The organism is Maritalea sp. (assembly GCF_047634455.1).
In the GTDB taxonomy this organism is placed as follows: domain Bacteria; phylum Pseudomonadota; class Alphaproteobacteria; order Rhizobiales; family Devosiaceae; genus Maritalea.
Genome location: NZ_JBLIAI010000047.1, coordinates 1 through 21,592, shown reverse-complemented (window position 1 = coordinate 21,592; position 21,592 = coordinate 1). Strand labels below are relative to the sequence as shown.

Genomic DNA, 21,592 nt, shown 5'->3' with positions numbered 1-21,592 from the left:
TGTGCCGATCGCGATGGAAGCGCAACTGCGCTTCGCTATTCGTGAAGGTGGCCGTACCGTTGGTGCCGGCGTCGTTTCAAAAATCATCGAGTAGTCTTTTAAAGTCTTAGACCGAATTTAGGGCGGCCTTTTGGTCGCCCTTTTTATTGTAATTTCTCAAGTTTCAGCCGCCCATTGTGGCAACAAAACGCGTTACGCTATTTTCGGTAAAACTAGCGTTTGGAATATGGGTTTGTTTTGCTTATCGTGCCTTTGCCGCACTGTGTTCTGCTGTGATTCAATTTGGCCGAACAATTTGTGTAAAAAAGCGGCTTGTGTGCTTTGGTGAAACTGGCTACGTGCCAGAGGAGATGCGTTATGACGAATATGATATTGGTAGTGCTTGCACTTTATTTTGTGCAGCTTTATACGCCCGCGATTATGCGGTTCTCACAAATTGGTTTGAACCGCTATGTGGGCAGTCGCGATGATTTGCCCTCGCTGCCTTTGTCGGGGCAACGCGCGGAGCGGGCGCTGACCAATCTACAAGAAAGCCTATTTCTGTTTTTGCCGCTCGCGATCTTGTCGATTGTAAAGGGCTACGAGGTTGCCGCATTGGGTGGGGCTGAATTGTTTTTGGGCGCACGGGTGGTTTATGTTGTCGCCTATATTTTGGCGGTACCGTGGTTGCGCTCGATTGTTTGGGTTGTCGGCTTTGCGGGTCTTGTGATTATGGCATTGCCATTTTTCGGGTAGAAATATCAAAAAAGCACATAATTGGACTTGAATGAATTGGCCGTTGGCATTAGACCTTGCCAGCGGCTTTCGTCGCTTCATGCAGGGGTGTAGCTCAGTTGGTAGAGCATCGGTCTCCAAAACCGAGGGTCGTGAGTTCGAGTCTCTCCGCCCCTGCCATTTAAATCATTGAAATTGTTGGTATAAATGGATTGTGAAATTTTCGCAAATACAAAGGTTTGACAGTTTTTTTCGAAGGTTTGACAATCTCGACCCGGTTTGGGTTAGAAGTAGCGTGCTAACTGGACTTAAAGAACTGTACGCAGGTACTGATGTTTGTACAAATATGATGAGCCATAAATGACAAAGCTTGCTGGGGAATTGCGGGTTGATTTTGTCAGTGGCGCTGTTGCGCATCGGCTGCGGTTTGGCGGCGGGCGCGGGCAGGCGCTGCCCAAGGCAATGGGTTTGCGCGCGGGCAAAACGCCAACGATTATTGACGCGACCGCCGGGTTGGGTCGGGATGCTTTTTTGTTGGCTTCGCTTGGTGCGCAAGTTGTATTGATCGAACGCTCGGAACAAATGCAAGCTTTGTTGGTTGACGGCATGCAGCGGGCTTTTGATGAGGGCGGTGAGTTTCGTGACATTATTGGTCGCATGACCCTGGTGAAAGGCGATGCCAAACACCTGTTGCCTGAATTGGCAGGCGAAGCGATTTTGATTGATCCCATGCATCCTGAACGGAAAAACTCGGCGCTTGTGAAGCGTGAGCTACGTCAGGTGCGCGAGATTGTTGGGGCTGACCATGATGCTGCTGATCTGGTGCGTGTGGCACTCAAACATGCACAGAATCGCGTGGTGCTGAAGTGGCCTGCAAAGGCTGATCCGATTGAGGGCATACAAAAGTGTTCCCATCAAATTCTAGGAAAATCCACCCGCTATGATGTTTTTATGGTGGGTTGAATAGGAATTGCTGCGCGGGTGCATGGGCAAATTGTAATCTACCTGTCCAAAGCTTAATTTGGCCGGTCGAATTTGCGCCCCTATGTTTTTAGGGAGCCGGGGGGCCAAAGGATCAAATGATGACTTTTAGGCAAAATTCAAAAACGATATTTGCAGCGCTTGCCCTGGTTGCACCAATGCTAACGACGCCAGTTTATGCGCACGATAATAAACTTCCGTTGGGTGACGGGCAGGTTTCGTCCTCAGCGCAATCTGATAATGTTTATTCTTGCCAACAACGCTTCAACCCAAATGCGCCGGGCGCACAGGCAAGCGGCGACTGGATTGTGGGTGACAATTGGTATCCTGAATTAAAGCCGACGGTGGACGGCGATGTGATGTGGGCTGGCGGCGGCGTGCAAGTCAGTTTGAGCGGCAACACACGCGTCATAATTTCTGATTTACTGCCAACCCACGCAACGGGTGTTTATCCCGTACAGCGCAGTGACGACGCGGTTAATTATGATCGCAATCCAAATTCGATCAAGGCACAAAACTTTTCGTTGGAACTGCCAGCGCAACCAGAGGTCGCGAGTTCTGTAAGTTGTGTGCCAATGGGCATGATCGGCATTTCATTGAGCGGGGCCGCGATTTTTAATGCGCTTGATGCGCGCGGTGATGATGCACCAGCGCATGAAATTCAGGACGATTGTGGCGGCCATCCGGAGCGCGAGGGCATGTATCACTATCACAACGCCTCCAGCTGCATGGTGTCTCAGGCAGAAACATCTGACGGGCATTCAGGGCTTGTTGGTTATGCCTTAGATGGTTTTGGTATTTATGGCGTGGAAGGAGCTAACGCAAAGCACTTGAGTAATGATGATCTGGATGCGTGTCATGGCCACACCGAAACAGTGGTTTGGGATGATACAGAGCAAGACATTTATCATTATCACCTGACGGATGAGTATCCATACACAATCGGTTGTTTTGTTGGCACGCCCGTGAAATAGCATCGGGCGTGGTAGCAAAAATTCAATAATGTGGTTAGAGATAGAATTCTAGCATCCTATTGGAGTTGCAAACATGCCTGCTGATTTGAGTTCACATTTTCGCGAAGTTGTGGTTCGTAACAACGCCAAAGAGAATCTTGCATTTTCTGAAAGTGAACGCACAGCGGTTTATCGGGCAATAAAAACACGGCGCGATGTGCGTGATCAGTTTTTGCCCACGCCAATTCAAGAAGATGTTTTACGTCGGATTTTGGGCGCTGCACACGCGGCGCCCTCTGTTGGTTTCATGCAACCTTGGAATTTTTTGCTGATCAAATCGTTGGCGCAACGCCAAAAAGTCGAATGCGCTTTTAGGACGGCACAGGCCGAAGAGGCAGAGCAGTTTGTCGGTGAACGCAAGGCATTATACCAAAATCTAAAGCTTGAGGGCATCGTCAAGGCACCGCTCAATATTTGCGTTACTTGTGACCCCAATCGTAATGGCAAAACAGGAATAGGGCGGACTCACAATCCTCAGATGGCGCAATATAGCACCGTTTGTGCGGTGCAAAATCTCTGGCTGGCTGCGCGCGCCGAGGGCGTCGGCGTGGGGTGGGTTTCAATATATCACGAAGCGCAAATGCGGCAGATCCTAGACATCCCAGAGGGAATTGAAATCATTGCTTATCTTTGTGTGGGATATGTGGATGAGCTTTATGAGGAACCTGAGCTTCAAATAAAGGGCTGGCGCCAACGATTGCCGCTTGATGATCTGATTATGCACGAAAGTTGGGAAAAGCAATGAGCGAAGAGGCAGCTTTGGCTGGGGACAAGGGCGATTGGTATGTCAGCAAGACTTTGGTCATTGCTTGGGTGCTGATCTTTTTCCCGGTCGGCCTCTATGGCGTGTGGAAAAGTGATGATTTCATCAAGAATGTGAAGTTTGGGATCAGCGTTGCCTGTGTCATGGGCTTTTTCAGCCTGGGTATTAATTTCACCAGCCCGATTTATATGTTTGGGCTTTTCCCTATCGCTCTTGTGTTGCTTTGGCGTGATAAAGACATCAGCAACATGCTAACGATGAAGTTTGCAGCGGCTTATCCCGTTGTGCTGGCGTTTGCGCTTCTGATTGCGCCTTTATTACCGGAAATTGCATTTCTGTAATTCGTGCCGCTATTGCCTTGTTCCCCGCAGGTTATCGCTTGCATCGTTTCAAGCTCAGGCAATAGAAGAGGCGTAGTTCAAATTCTGCCGCTGCTACAGGATCGCAAATGAACCTCCAATTTGATCAGGGACCGAATGATACGCCTGTGCGTTTTTGCGATCCGATCAACATTATTCAAGCCAACGAAATTGCCGATGTGCCTGCGGCGTTGGCGGCGTTGGATGCTGCATGCATAAGCGGGAAATGGCTCGCCGGTTACGCCACTTATGAACTTGGCTATGCGCTGGAAGCCTGTTTGCATCACAGAATGCCCAGCAATCGGCGTTTGCCATTGTTGCGTTTTGGGGTGTTTGATGACAGCGATGAAGTGTCGATGCCATTGGGAAACGCGAAGCTGGATGAACTGCGACCCAGATGGGATGAGCAGACCTATCGCAAGGTTTTCGATGTGGTGCATGACTATATTGAAGCGGGCGACATTTATCAGGCGAACCTGACCTTTCCAATTGATGGACGGTATGATGGTGATCTTGATCAGCTTTACGCCGCTCTATCTGGCGTGCAGCCAGTGAGATATGGCGCACGAGTAGATCAAACAAATTTGCCAAGCATACTTTCTCGTTCGCCTGAATTGTTTTTCTCCACGTCAGCGGATGGCAGAATACAAACACGTCCGATGAAGGGCACCCAACCGCGCGCTGAAAACCCTCAGGAGGATGCGCGGCGTCGGAATTTTTTGGCTAAAGATCAGAAAAACCGCGCCGAAAATCTGATGATTGTTGATCTGATGCGCAATGATCTGTCGCGGATCTCTGAAATTGGGTCCGTCAAAGTGCCAGAACTGTTTCAAGTGGAGAGTTTTGCCACAGTGCATCAAATGACCAGTTTGGTGCAGGGGCTACTGAGAAAAGACGTGCGGCTGGGTGGTATATTGCAAGCGCTGTTTCCTTGCGGGTCGATCACCGGTGCGCCAAAAATCCGGGCGATGGAAGTGATCAATGATTTGGAGCCTTGGCCGCGCGATATCTATTGCGGCAGCATCGGCTGGTTTGCACCAGATGGTCGAAGCGAGTTTAATGTGGCCATCCGCACCTTGATGGTTGAAAATAGTCATGTGACGTTGAATGTGGGGGGCGGTGTTGTTTATGACAGTACCGCAACATCTGAATATGAAGAGGCATTATGGAAAGCGCGCTTCGCGACCATGCTCCAAAAGACCTAAGAGTTTTTGAGACCATGTTATGGACGCCAGACAAAGGCGTGCATCGGTTGGATCTGCATCTGGCGCGGCTCACGCGTGGCTGCGCGCAGCTTGGGATTGAAGCGGGGAACATTGCGAGTATTCTATCCGTGATCAAAGGAGCTGGCCCCCAGCGACTTCGCCTATCTGTTGGTTTTGAAAATGACGTTCAAATCGAAACTTGGGATTTTGTGCCTTTGCCGCCGGACACGGTTTGGACAATTGCGATAGCTGAAGAGCGTGTGCGTTCAGATGATCCGTGGTTGCAAACCAAAACCACTCAGCGAGAATTGTACAACCAGTTGCGGGCTGAATTGCCCAAAGGCATAGACGAGCTGATTGTTCTGAATGAGCGCGGCGAAGTATGCGAAGGCACAATCACGAACTTATATGCGGACTTGGGCGAGGGGTTTGTTACGCCGCCTTTGTCGTCTGGCTTGCTGCCCGGCATCTTGCGTCAAGAATTGTTGGAGTGCGGCAAAGCGCGCGAAATGGTTTTGCGGCCGAACGATCTAAAGAGCGCGGTTTCTCTATATGTAGGCAATTCCCTGCGTGGAATGATCAAAGCGCAATTGGTTTAGACCCTAACTGAATAGGCACGAAACGACACAAAAGCAGGCAATGCCCGAATGGATATCTGGGTTCCGCTATTGAAAACCGGTCAACAATTCTATATAAATGACGCACCGCAGGTTCGGACCGCCAAATCACACTGATTTATGAGCGCCAAAAGGGGTTGCGTTTTGATTTCTTAAGGTTTATTACACCACTTCCAGCCGTGCGGGCGACTCGCGCGGCTATTTGGTTATGGGCACACGGACATAGTTTCGTGTTGAAACTCAAGGGAATTTTATGGCTCGGACAAATCCGTTCACATTTTTGCAGCAAGTCCGTACGGAAGTTGCAAAGGTCGTATGGCCGACCCGAAATGAAACTTTGGTTTCAACCATCATGGTTTTGGTCATGGTGACACTGGCAAGTGTGTTCTTTTTATTGGCGGACCAAATTGTAGCTTGGTTTGTAGGATTGCTGCTTAGCATTGGCTAAGCATTGTAAAGTGAACGGCAAGGTTTTTTACTGATGGCAAAACGCTGGTATATCGTCCAGGCCTATTCAAACTTCGAGCGCAAAGTCGCCGAGTCTATTCAAGAGAAGATTATCGCTTCAGGGCTTGATCATCTTTTTGATGCTGTGCTCGTGCCAACCGAGAAGGTTGTTGAAGTGCGCCGCGGCCGCAAGGTTGATGCAGAGCGCAAATTTTTTCCCGGTTATGTTCTTGTGAAAATGGAATTGACCGACGAAGCATTTCACCTGATCAAGAATACGCCAAAGGTTACGGGTTTCTTGGGATCACAGCATAAGCCGATCCCAATTTCAGAAGCCGAAGCGAATTCGATTTTGCATCAGGTACAAGAAGGTGTTGAGCGACCTAAACCATCAATCAGCTTTGAGGTTGGTGAATCTGTTCGCGTGGCGGACGGGCCGTTTGCTAGCTTTAACGGGATTGTTGAAGAAGTTGACGAGGAGCGCGCTCGCCTCAAAGTTGAAGTTTCTATTTTCGGTCGGGCTACTCCGGTCGAGTTGGAATATGGTCAGGTTGAAAAAGCCTAACCATTAAATCGTGTGGGAGAGGGTGCTGGTTAGCCATATCAGCGCATCAAACCTTGCACCACACTGTTGTGAATGCCCGCATGATGCGGGCGCATTTGAAAAGGCAACAAAATGGCAAAGAAGATTGAGGGCTACTTGAAGCTCCAAGTGCCGGCTGGCGCTGCTACGCCGTCACCCCCGATTGGTCCTGCTTTGGGTCAACGCGGTTTGAACATCATGGAATTCTGTAAGGGTTTCAACGCTGCAACTCAGGAAATGGAAAAAAGTTCACCGATTCCGGTAACGATTACCATTTTCGCGGACAAAAGCTTCACCTACACAATGAAGCAACCGCCTGTGAGCTATTTCTTGTTGAAAGCTTTGGGCTTGCCTAAAGGTTCACAAAAGCCTGGTCATGAAGTTGCGGGTAAGATTACGCAAGACCAGTTGCGCGAAATCGCAGAAAAGAAAATCCAAGATCTAAACGCGGACACAATTGAAGCAGCGATGGCACAAATCGCAGGTTCAGCTCGCGCTATGGGTCTTGAGGTTCAGGGGTAACGAGAATGGCTAAACTAGGTAAACGTTCTGTCGCTGCTCGTGAAGCTGTTGACCGCAAAAAACTCTACACATTGGACGAAGCTATTGCGCTTGTAAAAAGCAATGCAACTGCCAAGTTCGATGAAACAATCGAAGTTGCAATTAACTTGGGTGTTGATCCTCGCCATGCTGACCAAATGGTTCGCGGTGTAGTCGCGCTACCAAATGGTACGGGCCGTACGGTCCGGGTTGCTGTTTTTGCTCGTGATGCGAAAGCTGACGAAGCAACAGCCGCTGGTGCTGATATTGTTGGTGCTGAAGATCTTGTTGAAGAAGTGCTTAAAGGCAACATCAACTTTGATCGTTGTATCGCAACGCCAGACATGATGCCACTTGTTGGTCGTTTGGGTAAAGTTTTGGGTCCTCGTAACCTGATGCCAAACCCGAAAGTGGGCACAGTGACACCTGACGTGAAAACTGCTGTTGAAGCTGCAAAAGCGGGTTCAGTTGAGTTCCGCGTTGAAAAAGCAGGTATTTTGCACGCTGGAGTTGGTAAGGCTTCATTTGAAGACGCCCAATTGGCTGAGAACGTAAAAGCGTTTGCCGATGCGGTTCAAAAAGCTAAACCGGCTGGTGCAAAAGGTACGTACATGTTGCGTGTTGCGCTGACATCATCAATGGGCCCTGGCGTTCATGTTGATGTGTCTTCAGTTCAAGCTTAACGGCTGAGCGAAGACGAACGCTTGCGCGTTCATACAAAAGAATTCGGGTGGTTTTAATCACCCGATTTCAAGTTCCGGGCAACTGGGATTTGGGTTAAGACCTGTCCGAGACTGTAGGCGCTTCGCAAGAGGCTTAATATTCCAGCCAACAATAGACGGCGTGACAACCGACACAGAATTCGCCCGAATGGGTAAAATCATGTTTCGGTTCGAACAAACCAGTTTTGCCCAAGCTTTGTTTGGTCACTTCAGGTTGGCAGGCATTTCACCGTTGTTTTGTCTTGTTTGATCTGATTTGGGCAAGCGAAACATCAAAACTGTAACGGTTTGAGGAACTCCTTGAACCTTTAGTGGAGAGAAGCAGTGGATAAAGCGGAAAAGCAAGAGCTGATCTCGTCATTGCAAGATGCGTTTAACGCGTCTGGTTCTGTCGTTGTCGCTCATTATTCAGGCTTAACAGTCGCCAAAATGGAAGATCTGCGCGTGCAGATGAAACAAGCTGGTGGCCAAGTCAAAGTTGCGAAGAACCGCCTTGCCAAGCTCGCTCTTGAAAATGCTGATATTGCGGATTTCGGTGAATTTCTTACCGGTCCAACAGTTCTAACCTATGCGGCAGATCCTATTACGGCAGCAAAAATTTCTGCCAAGTTCGCCAAAGCTAACGACAAGTTCGTTATTCTTGGCGGCGCGATGGGTGAAACCAAACTCGACTCTACACAAGTCGCGGCATTGGCTGAACTTCCAAGTCTTGATGAATTGCGTGCGAAACTTGCTGGTCTGGTTAAACAACCTGCAACAAATATCGCTGCAATCCTTAATGCACCTGGCGGGCAAATTGCTCGAGTTATCTCAGCATATTCTACAAAGGGCGAAGAAGCGGCATAGCGCCTTCGCGTCAAAACCACAGTTCGAATTGAAATTTAAAGGAAAATACAATGGCTGATCTAGCAAAGCTCGTTGACGATCTATCTGCCCTAACTGTTTTGGAAGCTTCAGAGCTTTCTACAATGTTGGAAGAAAAATGGGGCGTTTCTGCTGCGGCTCCAGTTGCAGCTGCTGCTGCTGGCGGCGCTGCTGTTGAAGCTGCTGAAGAGCAAACAGAATTCGATGTAATTCTGACTTCTGCAGGCGAAAAGAAAATCAACGTGATTAAAGAAGTTCGCGCAATCACTGGTCTTGGCTTGAAAGAAGCTAAAGACCTTGTTGAAGGTGCACCTAAAGCTGTTAAAGAAGGCGTTTCAAAAGCTGAAGCTGAAGAGCTTAAAGCTAAACTTGAAGCCGCTGGCGCAGGTGTTGAACTTAAGTAAGTCTTTGGAAGTGACGCGGTATAAGCGCCGCGTCACTTTCTTCTCGCTTGGCGTAATTCGAGCGAAATAAACTGGTCCGTTACATCTGGCGGGCGAAGTTGCGGTAAACAAACAACAGGGCAGATGTCCCGAGTACCGACGGCTGATTGTCGGTATTCTGGACAGTTGCCCTTAAAGCATTTCAAAACATAGGAGCGGGCATGACCACCACCTATCAGGGTCGTCGCAAAGTACGCAAATCCTTTGGCAGCATTCGAGAAGTCATCGAAATGCCAAACCTAATTGAAGTTCAAAAAGCATCATATGATCAGTTTTTGATCGTTGACGCCCCAGAGGGTGGTCGCGAGGACAAGGGTCTTCAGTCAGTCTTTAAGTCAGTATTTCCAATTTCTGACTTTGCAAACACAGCGTCATTAGACTTTGTGTCTTATGAGTTTGAACAACCAAAATATGATGTAGATGAATGTCGTCAGCGCGACATGACATTTGCTTCGCCGCTAAAGGTCACACTGCGTCTGATCGTGTTTGAAATCGACGAAGAAACTGGCGCGAAGTCTGTCAAAGACATCAAAGAACAAGACGTCTATATGGGTGACATGCCCTTTATGACGGGCAATGGTACGTTTGTTGTGAACGGCACCGAGCGTGTTATCGTGTCTCAAATGCACCGGTCACCTGGTGTGTTTTTTGATCACGATAAAGGCAAATCGCACTCATCGGGCAAATTGTTGTTTGCTGCGCGGATTATTCCATACCGTGGCTCATGGCTTGATATTGAATTTGATGCAAAAGATGTGGTTTATGCCCGCATCGACCGTCGCCGCAAAATCCCTGTAACATCTTTGCTCAAAGCGTTGGGCATGGATGCTGAGGAAATCCTTAGTACATATTACAAAACCATTTCGTACGACCGTGCGAATGATGGTTGGCGCCAGCCATTTGATTGGGAGAAGTTGCGCGGCACGAAGCCGTTAACGGACCTTATCAATGCGGATAATGGTGACGTTGTTCATGAAGCCGGCAAAAAAGTGTCTGCACGTGCGGCGAAAAAGCTTCACGAAGGCGGCATGACTCACGCATTTGTTGAAGATGCTGATCTGTTCGGCAATTATGTTGCAGAAGATTTGATCAATATCGAAACGGGTGAAATCTACGCTGAAGCGGGCGACGAAATTGACGATGTCATGTTGGCGAAGTTGGTTGAAGCTGGTTTTGAGACTATTCCGCTGCTCGACATTGACCATGTGAATGTGGGTGCGTATTTGCGCAACACATTGGCGCTCGACAAAAACGAATCCCGTGAAGATGCGTTGTTTGATATCTATCGCGTGATGCGTCCGGGCGAGCCACCGACCATTGAAACTGCTGAAGCAATGTTTGAATCATTGTTCTTTGATTCTGAGCGTTATGACCTTTCTGCGGTTGGCCGTGTGAAAATGAACATGCGTTTGGACATTGAATGCGAAGACACTGTTCGGGTTCTGCGTAAAGAAGATATTGTTGAAGTTGTTCGTACTTTGGTCAACCTGCGGGATGGCAAAGGCGACATTGACGACATCGACAACCTTGGTAACCGTCGGGTGCGTTCAGTTGGCGAGTTGATGGAAAACCATTACCGTCTTGGCTTGTTGCGCATGGAACGTGCGATCAAAGAACGTATGTCATCTGTCGAAATCGACACGGTGATGCCGCAAGATTTGATCAACGCCAAACCTGCCGCTGCAGCGGTTCGTGAGTTCTTTGGTTCCTCACAGCTTTCCCAGTTTATGGATCAGACCAACCCACTTTCTGAGATCACGCATAAGCGTCGTCTTTCAGCGCTTGGCCCTGGTGGTTTGACACGTGAACGTGCTGGCTTTGAAGTTCGTGACGTTCATACAACGCACTATGGTCGTATCTGCCCAATTGAAACACCAGAGGGTCCAAACATTGGTTTGATCAACTCTTTGGCGACATTTGCGCGCGTCAACAAGTATGGCTTTATTGAAGCGCCATACCGTAAAGTTGTTGATGGCAAAGTGACTGACGACGTTGTTTATCTTTCAGCGATGGAAGAAGCAAAATACAATGTTGCACAGGCCAATGCGAAATTGGCCGATGACGGTTCATTTGCAAATGATCTGGTGACATCGCGTCATGCGGGTGAGGTGTCGTTGACCCCTCGCGAAGCGATTGACTTGATGGACGTTTCACCAAAACAAGTTGTGTCGGTCGCGGCGTCGCTTATTCCATTCTTGGAAAACGATGATGCGAACCGTGCTTTGATGGGCTCAAACATGCAGCGTCAGGCTGTGCCATTGCTTCGTGCACAGGCACCGTTTGTTGGTACGGGCATGGAAGCTGTTGTGGCACGTGATAGTGGTGCGGCGATTGTTGCGAAACGCCCTGGTATTGTTGATCAGGTGGATGCGACACGGATTGTTATTCGTGCGACGCAAGAAACCGATGCTTCAAAATCGGGTGTGGACATTTACACTTTGATGAAGTTCCAGCGGTCAAACCAATCATCATGCATCAACCAACGTCCGTTGGTGGTTGTTGGTGATCATGTTGATGCGGGCGATACAATTGCTGATGGCCCATCAACTGATATGGGCGATTTGGCACTTGGTCGTAACGTGCTGGTCGCGTTTATGCCTTGGAATGGCTACAACTACGAAGATTCAATCCTACTTTCTGAGAACATTGTAAAAGACGATGTCTTTACCTCTGTTCACTTGGAAGAATTCGAAGTGATGGCGCGGGATACCAAATTGGGCCCTGAGGAAATCACACGCGATATTCCAAATGTTTCGGAAGAAGCTTTGAAAAACCTCGACGAAGCCGGCATTGTGCATATTGGTGCGGACGTTGAAGCGGGCGACATTTTGGTGGGTAAGATCACGCCAAAAGGCGAAAGCCCAATGACACCGGAAGAAAAGCTCTTGCGGGCAATCTTTGGGGAAAAAGCTTCTGACGTTCGTGACACATCATTGCGTGTTCCGCCTGGGGATGCAGGCACGGTGATTGAAGTGCGTGTGTTTAACCGCCACGGCATCGACAAAGACGAACGTGCGATGTCCATCGAACGTGAAGAGATTGAACGTCTTGCAAAAGACCGCGACGACGAGCAATCAATTCTTGATCGGAACGTATTTGCGCGTCTCAAAGAAATGTTGTTTGGCAAGGAAGCCACTGCTGGGCCTAAGGGCTATATTGCAGGCACCAAATTGAATGATGTGGTGTTTGAAAGCCAGCCCCGTTCTAAGTGGTGGCAGTTTGCAGTTGATGATGACAAAGTCATGTCTGAAATCGAAGCGCTGCAAGGTCAGTATGACGACAGCCGCAAACAGCTTGAACAACGTTTCATCGACAAAGTTGATAAGCTTCAGCGTGGTGACGAATTGCCACCAGGCGTGATGAAGATGGTCAAAGTCTTTGTTGCGACTAAGCGCAAAATCCAATCTGGCGATAAAATGGCCGGCCGTCACGGCAACAAGGGTGTGGTGTCTCGTATCATGCCTGTTGAAGATATGCCTCACTTGGCTGACGGCACACCAGTTGACATCGTTTTGAACCCACTTGGCGTGCCAAGTCGGATGAATGTTGGTCAAATTCTGGAAACGCATCTTGGCTGGGCTTGTGCTGGCATGGGCCGACGCATTGGTGAAATGTACGATACCTATCGTCGTGAAGGTCAAACCAATATCGAGCCGCTACGTACTGAGCTGAATGAGCTTTATGCTGGCGACGATTATGTGACCGACCTTGATGATGACAGCATTGTGCGTTTGTCTGAATATTTGGGCGCCAATGGCGTTTCAATCGCAACACCAGTATTTGATGGTGCGAAGGAAGCTGACATCGTTGTGATGCTTGAAAGAGCAGGGCTTGCAGCTTCTGGTCAGTCTCGCTTGATTGATGGACGTACGGGTGAAGAGTTCGATCGTGATGTGACTGTTGGTTACATTTACATGCTCAAACTGGGTCACATGGTGGACGATAAAATCCACGCGCGTTCCATTGGACCATACTCGCTTGTTACCCAGCAGCCGCTTGGTGGTAAAGCACAGTTTGGTGGTCAACGCTTTGGTGAGATGGAAGTTTGGGCGCTTGAGGCTTACGGCGCGGCTTATACGCTTCAAGAAATGCTCACTGTAAAATCAGATGATGTTGCGGGGCGGACAAAAGTCTACGAAGCCATTGTGCGGGGCGATGACACATATGAAGCTGGTATTCCAGAAAGCTTTAATGTGTTGATCAAAGAAATCAGATCATTGGGTCTCAATGTTGAATTGAGTACTGCAAATGAAGATGACTTTGAGGATGAGGAAGAGCAGGAACAGATCGAACAAGGTCAACCTGCAGACGCTGCCGAGTAATCGAGTAGTACCCTTAATCGCTTAATTTTTCCGCAGGTATTGAAGGGGTTTGGAGACGTCCAGCCCCGCCTGCAACATAGGAGATACGAAATTGAACCATCAAGTCATGGATCTTTTCAATCCGCAGGCTCAGGCACAAGTATTTGATCAAGTTAAGATCAATATTGCTAGCCCTGAGAAAATTCTAAGCTGGTCTTTTGGTGAAATTAAAAAGCCCGAAACGATCAATTACCGTACGTTTAAACCAGAACGTGACGGCCTTTTTTGTGCACGCACATTTGGCCCGCAAAAAGACTATGAATGTCTTTGCGGCAAATATAAGCGCATGAAGTTTAAAGGCGTGATCTGTGAGAAATGTGGCGTTGAAGTCACCTTGTCTCGGGTTCGTCGTGAGCGCATGGGCCACATCGAATTGGCGGCTCCGGTTGCGCACATTTGGTTCTTGAAATCACTTCCATCTCGTATCGCGCTCTTGCTCGATATGACGTTGAAGGATGTCGAGCGGGTGCTTTATTTCGAGCACTATGTTGTCATTGAACCAGGTTTGAGCCCGTTCTCTGTTAATCAGCTCATTACCGAAGAAGAATATATCGACGCGCAAGACGAGTATGGTGCCGATAGCTTTACGGCAATGATCGGTGCGGAAGCCATTCGCGAAATGTTGGCGTCACTCGACTTGGAAAAGTTGGCGGCTCAACTTCGTGTTGAAATTGCAGAAGCAACCACAGAATTGAAGCCTAAGAAATTGGGCAAGCGCTTGAAAGTTGTTGAGCAGTTCATCGTTTCAGGGAACCGCCCTGAATGGATGATCATGACGGTGATCCCGGTTATTCCGCCTGAATTGCGCCCATTGGTGCCTTTGGATGGTGGCCGATTTGCAACGTCTGATTTGAACGATCTTTATCGTCGTGTGATCAACCGGAATAACCGTTTGAAGCGTTTGATGGAGCTTCGCGCGCCTGACATCATCATCCGTAACGAAAAACGGATGTTGCAAGAATCTGTTGATGCGTTGTTTGACAATGGTCGTCGTGGCCGTACCATTACTGGTGCGAACAAGCGTCCGTTGAAGTCACTTTCAGACATGCTGAAAGGTAAGCAGGGCCGTTTCCGTCAGAACTTGCTTGGTAAACGTGTCGATTATTCTGGTCGTTCAGTTATTACTGTTGGTCCTGAATTGAAACTGCATCAATGTGGTTTGCCGAAAAAGATGGCGCTTGAATTGTTCAAGCCGTTTATCTATTCGCGTCTTGAAGCCAAGGGGCTTTCGACCACTGTTAAGCAAGCGAAGAAACTGGTTGAAAAAGAGCGTCCTGAAGTTTGGGATATCTTGGACGAAGTTATTCGTGAGCACCCAGTGATGTTGAACCGTGCGCCTACATTGCACCGTTTGGGCATTCAAGCGTTTGAACCAACATTGATCGAAGGTAAAGCTATCCAGCTTCACCCGCTGGTTTGTGCGGCGTTTAACGCTGACTTTGACGGTGACCAAATGGCGGTACACGTACCGCTTTCTTTGGAAGCGCAGTTGGAAGCACGTGTATTGATGATGTCGACCAACAACATCTTGCACCCCGCCAACGGTCAGCCGATCATTGTGCCGTCGCAAGATATTGTTTTGGGCCTCTATTATCTGTCGTTGGTGTCAGACAATGAGCCTGGTGAGGGCATGGCATTCGCTTCTATGGGCGAAATTGAACATGCGCTTTCACGTGGCATCATCACCTTGCACACCAAAATCAAAGGCCGGTACACAAACGTTGACGCGGAAGGTAACACGTACACGCAAATTCATGAGACCACTCCTGGCCGCATGATGATTGCACAATTGTTACCCAAGAGCGACAAAGTGCCGTTTGAAGCGTGCAATCAGTTGATGACCAAGAAAATGGTCTCGAAATTGATCGACACGGTTTACCGTGGTTGTGGTCAAAAAGAGACTGTGATTTTTTGTGACCAAGTGATGGAACTTGGTTTCCGTCACGCGTGTAAAGCTGGTATTTCGTTTGGTAAGGATGACATGGTTATCCCTGACACCAAAGCGAAGATTGTTGATGATACACGTCACCAAGTTGAAGAGTTTGAACAGCAATATAATGACGGCTTGATCACACGCGGCGAGAAGTACAACAAAGTTGTTGATGCTTGGGCCAAATGTGGTGACAAAGTTGCCGACGAGATGATGGCTCGGATTTCATCTGTACAGATGGACGAAGAGACAGGTCGTCAAAAACCGATCAACTCGGTTTACATGATGGCACACTCCGGTGCGCGTGGATCACCAGCTCAAATGAAGCAGCTTGCCGGTATGCGTGGCTTGATGGCGCGTCCAGATGGCGGCATTATTGAGACACCGATTATCTCAAACTTTAAAGAAGGTCTGACCGTTAACGAGTACTTTAACTCGACCCACGGTGCCCGTAAGGGCTTGGCTGATACAGCGATGAAAACCGCGAACTCGGGTTATTTGACCCGTCGTTTGGTGGACGTTGCGCAGGATTGCATCATTACCGCATGGGATTGTGGAACTGATGATGGTCTGACCATGACGCCGATTATTGATAGTGGTAATATCATCGCTTCAATCGGTAGCCGCATTCTTGGCCGGACTTCTGCTGAAGACATTTTGCACCCTAAAACTGGCGAAGTGCTGGTTAAAAAGGGCGTGTTGATGGACGAAGCAGATGCGGACCGCGTTGAAGAAGGCAAGGTTAACTCGGTTAAGATCCGTTCTGTTCTTACATGTAAGCAGCGTCACGGGGTTTGTGGCAGTTGTTATGGACGCGATCTGGCTCGTGGTACGCCTGTCAATATGGGTGAAGCCGTTGGTGTTATCGCGGCTCAATCAATTGGTGAACCGGGTACTCAGCTCACCATGCGTACGTTCCATATTGGTGGTACAGCGCAGGTTGTTGACAGCTCATTCATTGAAGCCAACCACGCCGGTACAGTGTCGTTCCGCAATGGTAACATCGCAAAAGATAGCGAGGGCAAATGGGTCAATATGAGCCGTTCGTTGCAACTGGTTATCACGGGTGAAGACGGTGCCGAACTTGGGCATCATAAAGTGCCATACGGTTCAACGCTTAAAGTTGAAACCGGTGACACTATCAGTGCTGGTCAGCGGGTAGCTGAGTGGGATCCATATGTTCGTCCGATCTTGACAGAAATTGCGGGTGAAATCGGGTTTGAGGACCTGGTTGATGGTGCATCTGTTTCGGAACAAACTGACGAGGCCACAGGCTTTACCAAACGCTTGGTTATCGACTGGCGTTCGAACCCACGTGGTGATCATCTTAAGCCTGCTTTGACCGTTATGGGCAAAGATGGCAAAATCGCCAAATTGGACCGAGGTGGTGACGCCCGTTACCTGTTGTCAGTGGACGCGGTTATTGCGGCTGAGCCGGGCTCGAAAGTGGGCCCAGGTGACGTGATTGCCCGTATTCCACTTGAGAGCGCGAAAACAAAAGACATTACCGGTGGTTTGCCACGGGTAGCGGAATTGTTTGAGGCACGTCGTCCGAAAGATCACGCAATCATTGCGGAAATCGATGGGACAATTCGCTTCGGTCGTGACTACAAGAACAAACGTCGTATCGTTATCGAACCTCAAGATGAGACAATGGAGCCAGCGGAATATCTTATTCCAAAAGGTAAACCATTCCACCTTCAAGAGGGCGATCCGATTGAGCGTGGCGAATACATTCTGGATGGCAACCCAGCACCACACGACATCCTGGCTATTAAGGGTGTTGAAGAACTGGCAAGATATCTGGTGAATGAAATTCAAGAGGTTTACCGCTTGCAAGGTGTGGGCATCAACGACAAACACATCGAAACGATTGTTCGTCAGATGCTGCAAAAAGTTGAGATTAACGACCCAGGTGATTCAGGTCTGATCAAAGAAGAAAATATTGACCAGATCGATTTTGATGAACTCAATGAACGCTTGATCGCTGATGGCCGTAAGCCAGCAGTTGGTTCGCCCGTTCTGTTGGGTATCACCAAAGCGTCACTGCAAACGCGTTCGTTCTTCTCAGCGGCGTCATTCCAAGAGACAACACGCGTGCTCACCGAGGCTGCTGTTAGCGGCAAGGCGGATCCGCTTGAAGGTCTTAAAGAGAACATCATTGTTGGTCGCTTGATCCCCGTGGGTACAGGTGCCTTTACTGCAGAGACACAGCGTATCTCTGGCAAGCGTGATGATCTGATCTTGGCTGAGCGTAAGCGTCAGGCAGACGAGGAGCTTGCAGCACGCAATGCGCTTCGGATTGAAGCATTGCCGGAGAACAGCGAGCAACCTGCTAGTTAAGTCTTAGGTTCTGTTGAACAGTGCACAGGGCGTCCATTTTGGGCGCCCTTTGTTTTTGAAGTGATGAATCATCTAAATCGCGCACCGATTCTGGAAAACACACTAAGCCGTTGATTTGCGATTCTAAATTGGCTTCAGCCTGATCGGGTTTTTTGAGTTTTGCTGCGTTTCCTTGGTTGAAATGGTCAAAATTGGCATGACAATTTGTAAATCAGCTCAATATGAATGCGATTTGGCTTTGGAAATGACGAATTGGTAAAAAAATGCCAGAAACCCTTGACGTCGGGCGCGGTTCGAACTAATAACGCCCTACCTTCACAGTAGGTCGTGAAGCACTTCAATATTCGAACCAACCTAAAAGGTTTGAAATACATGTGCTTCAAACACACTGACGGGTAACAGACGCGACAATTGCGAGACGCAAGATTCTCCAAGAAATTGGAAAATCCTCTGTATTAATTGGTGCTGCCGGACCTCTTTGGAGGTGAGGCTGGTGCCATGTTGGTTGTTGTGAACTGTTAAACATGAGTTTTTGAACGGATGAAAAAGAAGGTTCGAGCAATATGCCGACCATTAATCAGTTGATCCGCAAGCCTCGGCAACCTAAGCCGAAGCGGAACAAAGTGCCTGCGATGGAAGCGAACCCACAGAAACGTGGCGTCTGCACCCGTGTGTACACAACGACCCCTAAGAAACCTAACTCCGCGTTGCGTAAAGTTGCGAAGGTTCGTCTGACCAACCAACGTGAAGTTATTTCATATATTCCAGGTGAAGGTCACAACCTACAAGAGCACTCTGTTGTTCTTATTCGTGGTGGCCGTGTACGTGACCTTCCAGGTGTACGTTATCACATTTTGCGCGGCGTTTTGGATACTCAAAGCGTCAAGGATCGTAAACAACGTCGTTCTAAGTACGGCGCCAAGCGGCCTAAGTAAGGAGCTGTTGTAATATGTCACGTCGACATCGCGCAGAAAAACGCGAGGTTAACCCGGATCCAAAGTTCGGTGATCTCGTTGTTACGAAATTTATGAATTCGCTTATGATTGACGGTAAGAAGTCAGCCGCTGAGCGTATTGTTTACGGCGCCTTCGATTTGGTCGAAGAGCGGACGAAGCAAGACCCTGTTGGTGTGTTCCATACGGCTTTGGAAAACATTCGCCCGTCGGTTGAAGTTCGTTCACGCCGCGTTGGTGGTGCGACTTATCAGGTTCCTGTTGAGGTGCGTACAGAACGTCAACAAGCATTGGCTATTCGTTGGTTGATTACTGCTGCCCGTGGCCGCGGTGAGAACACGATGGTTGATCGTTTGTCAGGCGAGCTTATGGACGCCCTAAATGGTCGCGGACAAGCTGTTAAAAAGCGTGAAGATACGCACCGGATGGCAGATGCCAACCGCGCATTCTCACACTACCGCTGGTAGATCGAAGAAGGTATCACGACTATGTCTCGCCAATATAAGATCGAAGACTATCGCAATTTCGGTATCATGGCACACATCGATGCGGGTAAAACCACAACGACTGAGCGGATCCTTTATTACACTGGTAAAAGCCACAAAATTGGCGAAGTGCATGATGGCGCTGCGACAATGGATTGGATGGAGCAAGAGCAAGAGCGTGGTATTACCATTACCTCTGCTGCGACGACCACATTCTGGGCTGGCCGTGATGGCAAAAAGCGTCGCTTCAACATTATTGATACACCAGGTCACGTTGACTTTACGATTGAAGTAGAACGTTCTTTGCGTGTGCTTGATGGTGCCGTTGCTTTGCTCGATGCAAACGCTGGTGTTGAGCCTCAAACAGAAACTGTTTGGCGCCAAGCTGATAAATACAACGTGCCGCGCATGGTTTTTGTCAATAAAATGGACAAAATCGGCGCTGATTTCTACAATTCAGTTGCGATGATCAAGAAGCGTCTTGGTGCTATTCCGGTTGTTATGCAGTTGCCAATCGGCGCTGAAAACGATTTTGTCGGTGTCGTTGACCTTATTGAGATGAATGCATTGGTCTGGAAGTCAGAAGCGCTTGGTGCTGAGTGGGATGTCGTTGATATCCCTGATGACTTGAAGGAAAAAGCTGCTGAATATCGTGACCTGTTGATCGAAACAGTTGTTGAAGTCGATGAAGCTGCTATGGAAGCTTATTTGGAAGGCGTAATGCCTGACAATGATAAGATCCGTGAGCTAGTTCGTCGTGGTACTATCGACGTGGTCTTCTATCCAGTATTCTGTGGTTCTGCGTTTAAGAACAAAGGCGTACAGCCTCTTCTTGATGCAGTGGTTGATTATCTTCCATCGCCTGTCGATATTCCAGCTATTACTGGTATTGACGTGCGCACAGAACAAGAAGTTACCCGCGAAGCTTCTGACGACGCGCCTTTCTCAATGCTTGCGTTTAAGATTGCTAACGATCCCCACATGGGTTCATTGACATTCTGCCGGATCTATTCTGGTGCGCTTGAAGCTGGTTCTGCAGTTGAGAACACAGTTAAAGAGAAAAAAGAGCGCGTTGGTCGTATGTTTGAGATGCACTCAAACAGTCGCGAGCAAATTCAACATGCGTATGCTGGTGATATTGTTGCGATTGTTGGTCTTAAAGACACAACAACAGGTGATACGCTTTGTGCGCCTAACTCAAAAGTTATTCTTGAGCGCATGGAGTTCCCAGAGCCGGTTATCGATATTGCTGTGGAGCCAAAAACTAAAGCTGACCAAGAAAAGATGGGTCTTGCGCTTAATCGTCTTGCTGCTGAAGATCCAAGCTTCCGCGTGAAATCGGACGAAGAGAGTGGTCAAACGATCATTTCAGGTATGGGCGAGTTGCACCTCGACATTCTTGTTGATCGTATGAAACGCGAATTCGGCGTTGAAGCGAACATTGGTCAGCCTCAAGTGGCTTATCGTGAGACAATCACTAAGGTTGCGGATCACGATTATACCCACAAGAAGCAATCTGGTGGTTCTGGTCAATTTGCGCGCATCAAATTCACAATCGAGCCTGGTGAGCCAGGTGTTGGTCTTGAATTCACCGACACAGTAACTGGTGGTAACATTCCAAAGGAATATATCCCAGGTGTTGAGAAGGGCGTTAAGTCTATCATGGGTTCGGGCCCACTCGCTGGTTTCCCATTGGTTGACGTAAAGTTCACGTTGCGTGACGGCGCTTACCACGATGTGGATAGTTCGGTGATGGCATTTGAGTTGGCAGGTCGTGCTGGTTTCCGTGAGGCAATCAAAATCGCGGGTCCCAAACTTCTTGAGCCGATCATGAAAGTTGAAGTGGTGAGCCCCGAAGAATATACGGGTTCTATCATCGGCGATCTGACCTCACGTCGTGGCCAAGTTCAGGGCCAGGATATGCGCGGAAACGCAACAGTAATCGACTCGTTTGTACCACTCGCCAACATGTTTGGTTATGTGAATACATTGCGCTCAATGAGCCAAGGACGTGCACAATTTAGCATGGTTTTTGATCATTATGCACAAGTGCCACAGCAAGTGGCAGACGAAGTCATGGCGGCAAGCGCCAGTTAATTTTAACGCCAGCACTACGCTGATACGAAATACGGAGAGAGCGATATGGCGAAGGAAAAGTTTGAGCGGAACAAACCGCACGTCAACATTGGCACCATTGGTCACGTTGACCATGGTAAGACAACGTTGACGGCAGCAATTACGAAAGTATTGGCTGAGGCATCAGGTGGTA

General features: G+C 48.6%; 19 protein-coding genes, 1 tRNA gene and 1 pseudogene. All 21 read left to right on the top strand.

Annotated features, from left to right (window positions below; translation table 11 throughout):
• Positions 1 to 94, top strand: a pseudogene (locus ACJAZW_RS11570) (elongation factor Tu); the annotation flags it as partial.
• A gap of 263 nt (positions 95 to 357) precedes the next feature.
• Positions 358 to 735 (top strand): MAPEG family protein, encoded by a 378-nt coding sequence (locus ACJAZW_RS11565; RefSeq protein ID WP_415158227.1) that lies wholly within the window; start codon positions 358 to 360, stop codon positions 733 to 735.
• A gap of 83 nt (positions 736 to 818) precedes the next feature.
• A tRNA-Trp gene (locus tag ACJAZW_RS11560) sits at positions 819 to 894 on the top strand.
• Positions 895 to 1,074: 180 nt separating this feature from the next.
• A complete protein-coding gene (locus ACJAZW_RS11555) occupies positions 1,075 to 1,677 on the top strand; it encodes a class I SAM-dependent methyltransferase (RefSeq protein ID WP_415158225.1) in 603 nt (200 codons plus the stop codon).
• A 119-nt stretch (positions 1,678 to 1,796) separates the two neighbouring features.
• A complete protein-coding gene (locus tag ACJAZW_RS11550; protein ID WP_415158223.1) occupies positions 1,797 to 2,669 on the top strand; it encodes a YHYH protein in 873 nt (290 codons plus the stop codon).
• Positions 2,670 to 2,742: 73 nt separating this feature from the next.
• Positions 2,743 to 3,453: a 5,6-dimethylbenzimidazole synthase gene (gene bluB / locus ACJAZW_RS11545; RefSeq protein ID WP_415158221.1), complete on the top strand. Its 711-nt coding sequence runs from the start codon at positions 2,743 to 2,745 to the stop codon at positions 3,451 to 3,453.
• Entirely contained in the window at positions 3,450 to 3,812 is a 363-nt protein-coding gene (locus ACJAZW_RS11540) for a hypothetical protein (RefSeq protein ID WP_415158219.1), read from the top strand. The genes bluB and ACJAZW_RS11540 overlap by 4 nt, the downstream gene beginning before the upstream one ends.
• Positions 3,813 to 3,919: 107 nt before the next feature.
• Complete coding sequence (locus tag ACJAZW_RS11535) at positions 3,920 to 5,035, top strand: aminodeoxychorismate synthase component I (protein WP_415158217.1); 1,116 nt, start codon at positions 3,920 to 3,922, stop codon at positions 5,033 to 5,035.
• A complete protein-coding gene (locus tag ACJAZW_RS11530; RefSeq protein ID WP_415158215.1) occupies positions 4,996 to 5,634 on the top strand; it encodes an aminotransferase class IV family protein in 639 nt (212 codons plus the stop codon). Before ACJAZW_RS11535 ends, ACJAZW_RS11530 begins: the two co-directional genes overlap by 40 nt.
• Before the next feature lie 271 nt (positions 5,635 to 5,905).
• On the top strand, positions 5,906 to 6,100 hold the full coding sequence (secE, locus tag ACJAZW_RS11525; RefSeq protein WP_415158213.1) for a preprotein translocase subunit SecE: 195 nt from the start codon (positions 5,906 to 5,908) through the stop codon (positions 6,098 to 6,100).
• A gap of 33 nt (positions 6,101 to 6,133) precedes the next feature.
• Positions 6,134 to 6,664: a transcription termination/antitermination protein NusG gene (gene nusG / locus ACJAZW_RS11520; protein WP_415158211.1), complete on the top strand. Its 531-nt coding sequence runs from the start codon at positions 6,134 to 6,136 to the stop codon at positions 6,662 to 6,664.
• 111 nt (positions 6,665 to 6,775) lie between these two features.
• Positions 6,776 to 7,204, top strand: coding sequence for a 50S ribosomal protein L11 (gene rplK / locus ACJAZW_RS11515; RefSeq protein ID WP_415158209.1), 429 nt, complete (start codon positions 6,776 to 6,778; stop codon positions 7,202 to 7,204).
• Positions 7,205 to 7,209: 5 nt separating this feature from the next.
• Positions 7,210 to 7,905, top strand: coding sequence for a 50S ribosomal protein L1 (gene rplA / locus ACJAZW_RS11510; RefSeq protein WP_415158207.1), 696 nt, complete (start codon positions 7,210 to 7,212; stop codon positions 7,903 to 7,905).
• 363 nt (positions 7,906 to 8,268) lie between these two features.
• Positions 8,269 to 8,790 carry a 50S ribosomal protein L10 gene (rplJ, locus tag ACJAZW_RS11505; RefSeq protein ID WP_415158205.1) on the top strand — a complete coding sequence of 174 codons (522 nt, stop codon included), beginning with the start codon at positions 8,269 to 8,271 and terminating at the stop codon, positions 8,788 to 8,790.
• Between the two features lie 50 nt (positions 8,791 to 8,840).
• Positions 8,841 to 9,212, top strand: coding sequence for a 50S ribosomal protein L7/L12 (rplL, locus tag ACJAZW_RS11500; RefSeq protein ID WP_415158203.1), 372 nt, complete (start codon positions 8,841 to 8,843; stop codon positions 9,210 to 9,212).
• Between the two features lie 200 nt (positions 9,213 to 9,412).
• The gene (gene rpoB, locus ACJAZW_RS11495) at positions 9,413 to 13,573 is read left to right on the top strand and encodes a DNA-directed RNA polymerase subunit beta (protein WP_415158201.1); all 4,161 of its coding nucleotides are present in this window, start codon (positions 9,413 to 9,415) and stop codon (positions 13,571 to 13,573) included.
• A gap of 91 nt (positions 13,574 to 13,664) precedes the next feature.
• Positions 13,665 to 17,885, top strand: a complete 4,221-nt coding sequence (rpoC, locus tag ACJAZW_RS11490; protein ID WP_415158199.1) for a DNA-directed RNA polymerase subunit beta' — start codon at positions 13,665 to 13,667, stop codon at positions 17,883 to 17,885.
• 563 nt (positions 17,886 to 18,448) lie between these two features.
• Entirely contained in the window at positions 18,449 to 18,820 is a 372-nt protein-coding gene (gene rpsL / locus ACJAZW_RS11485; RefSeq protein ID WP_415158197.1) for a 30S ribosomal protein S12, read from the top strand.
• 14 nt (positions 18,821 to 18,834) lie between these two features.
• Positions 18,835 to 19,305, top strand: a complete 471-nt coding sequence (gene rpsG, locus ACJAZW_RS11480) for a 30S ribosomal protein S7 (RefSeq protein ID WP_415158195.1) — start codon at positions 18,835 to 18,837, stop codon at positions 19,303 to 19,305.
• A gap of 21 nt (positions 19,306 to 19,326) precedes the next feature.
• Entirely contained in the window at positions 19,327 to 21,420 is a 2,094-nt protein-coding gene (gene fusA / locus ACJAZW_RS11475; protein WP_415158193.1) for an elongation factor G, read from the top strand.
• A 45-nt stretch (positions 21,421 to 21,465) separates the two neighbouring features.
• Positions 21,466 to 21,592 (top strand): GTP-binding protein (locus ACJAZW_RS11470; protein ID WP_415158229.1); only part of this gene is annotated, 127 nt, incomplete at its 3' end.

Coding starts and splice junctions, on each gene's coding strand:
- rplK (WP_415158209.1), top strand. CDS start 6,776: ATGGCAAAGAAGATTGAGGGCTACTTGAAGCTCCAAGTGCCGGCTGGC.
- rplL (WP_415158203.1), top strand. CDS start 8,841: ATGGCTGATCTAGCAAAGCTCGTTGACGATCTATCTGCCCTAACTGTT.
- ACJAZW_RS11540 (WP_415158219.1), top strand. CDS start 3,450: ATGAGCGAAGAGGCAGCTTTGGCTGGGGACAAGGGCGATTGGTATGTC.
- ACJAZW_RS11535 (WP_415158217.1), top strand. CDS start 3,920: ATGAACCTCCAATTTGATCAGGGACCGAATGATACGCCTGTGCGTTTT.
- ACJAZW_RS11565 (WP_415158227.1), top strand. CDS start 358: ATGACGAATATGATATTGGTAGTGCTTGCACTTTATTTTGTGCAGCTT.
- rpsG (WP_415158195.1), top strand. CDS start 18,835: ATGTCACGTCGACATCGCGCAGAAAAACGCGAGGTTAACCCGGATCCA.
- ACJAZW_RS11550 (WP_415158223.1), top strand. CDS start 1,797: ATGACTTTTAGGCAAAATTCAAAAACGATATTTGCAGCGCTTGCCCTG.
- rpoB (WP_415158201.1), top strand. CDS start 9,413: ATGACCACCACCTATCAGGGTCGTCGCAAAGTACGCAAATCCTTTGGC.
- rplA (WP_415158207.1), top strand. CDS start 7,210: ATGGCTAAACTAGGTAAACGTTCTGTCGCTGCTCGTGAAGCTGTTGAC.
- nusG (WP_415158211.1), top strand. CDS start 6,134: ATGGCAAAACGCTGGTATATCGTCCAGGCCTATTCAAACTTCGAGCGC.
- bluB (WP_415158221.1), top strand. CDS start 2,743: ATGCCTGCTGATTTGAGTTCACATTTTCGCGAAGTTGTGGTTCGTAAC.
- secE (WP_415158213.1), top strand. CDS start 5,906: ATGGCTCGGACAAATCCGTTCACATTTTTGCAGCAAGTCCGTACGGAA.
- fusA (WP_415158193.1), top strand. CDS start 19,327: ATGTCTCGCCAATATAAGATCGAAGACTATCGCAATTTCGGTATCATG.
- rpsL (WP_415158197.1), top strand. CDS start 18,449: ATGCCGACCATTAATCAGTTGATCCGCAAGCCTCGGCAACCTAAGCCG.
- ACJAZW_RS11530 (WP_415158215.1), top strand. CDS start 4,996: ATGGAAAGCGCGCTTCGCGACCATGCTCCAAAAGACCTAAGAGTTTTT.
- ACJAZW_RS11555 (WP_415158225.1), top strand. CDS start 1,075: ATGACAAAGCTTGCTGGGGAATTGCGGGTTGATTTTGTCAGTGGCGCT.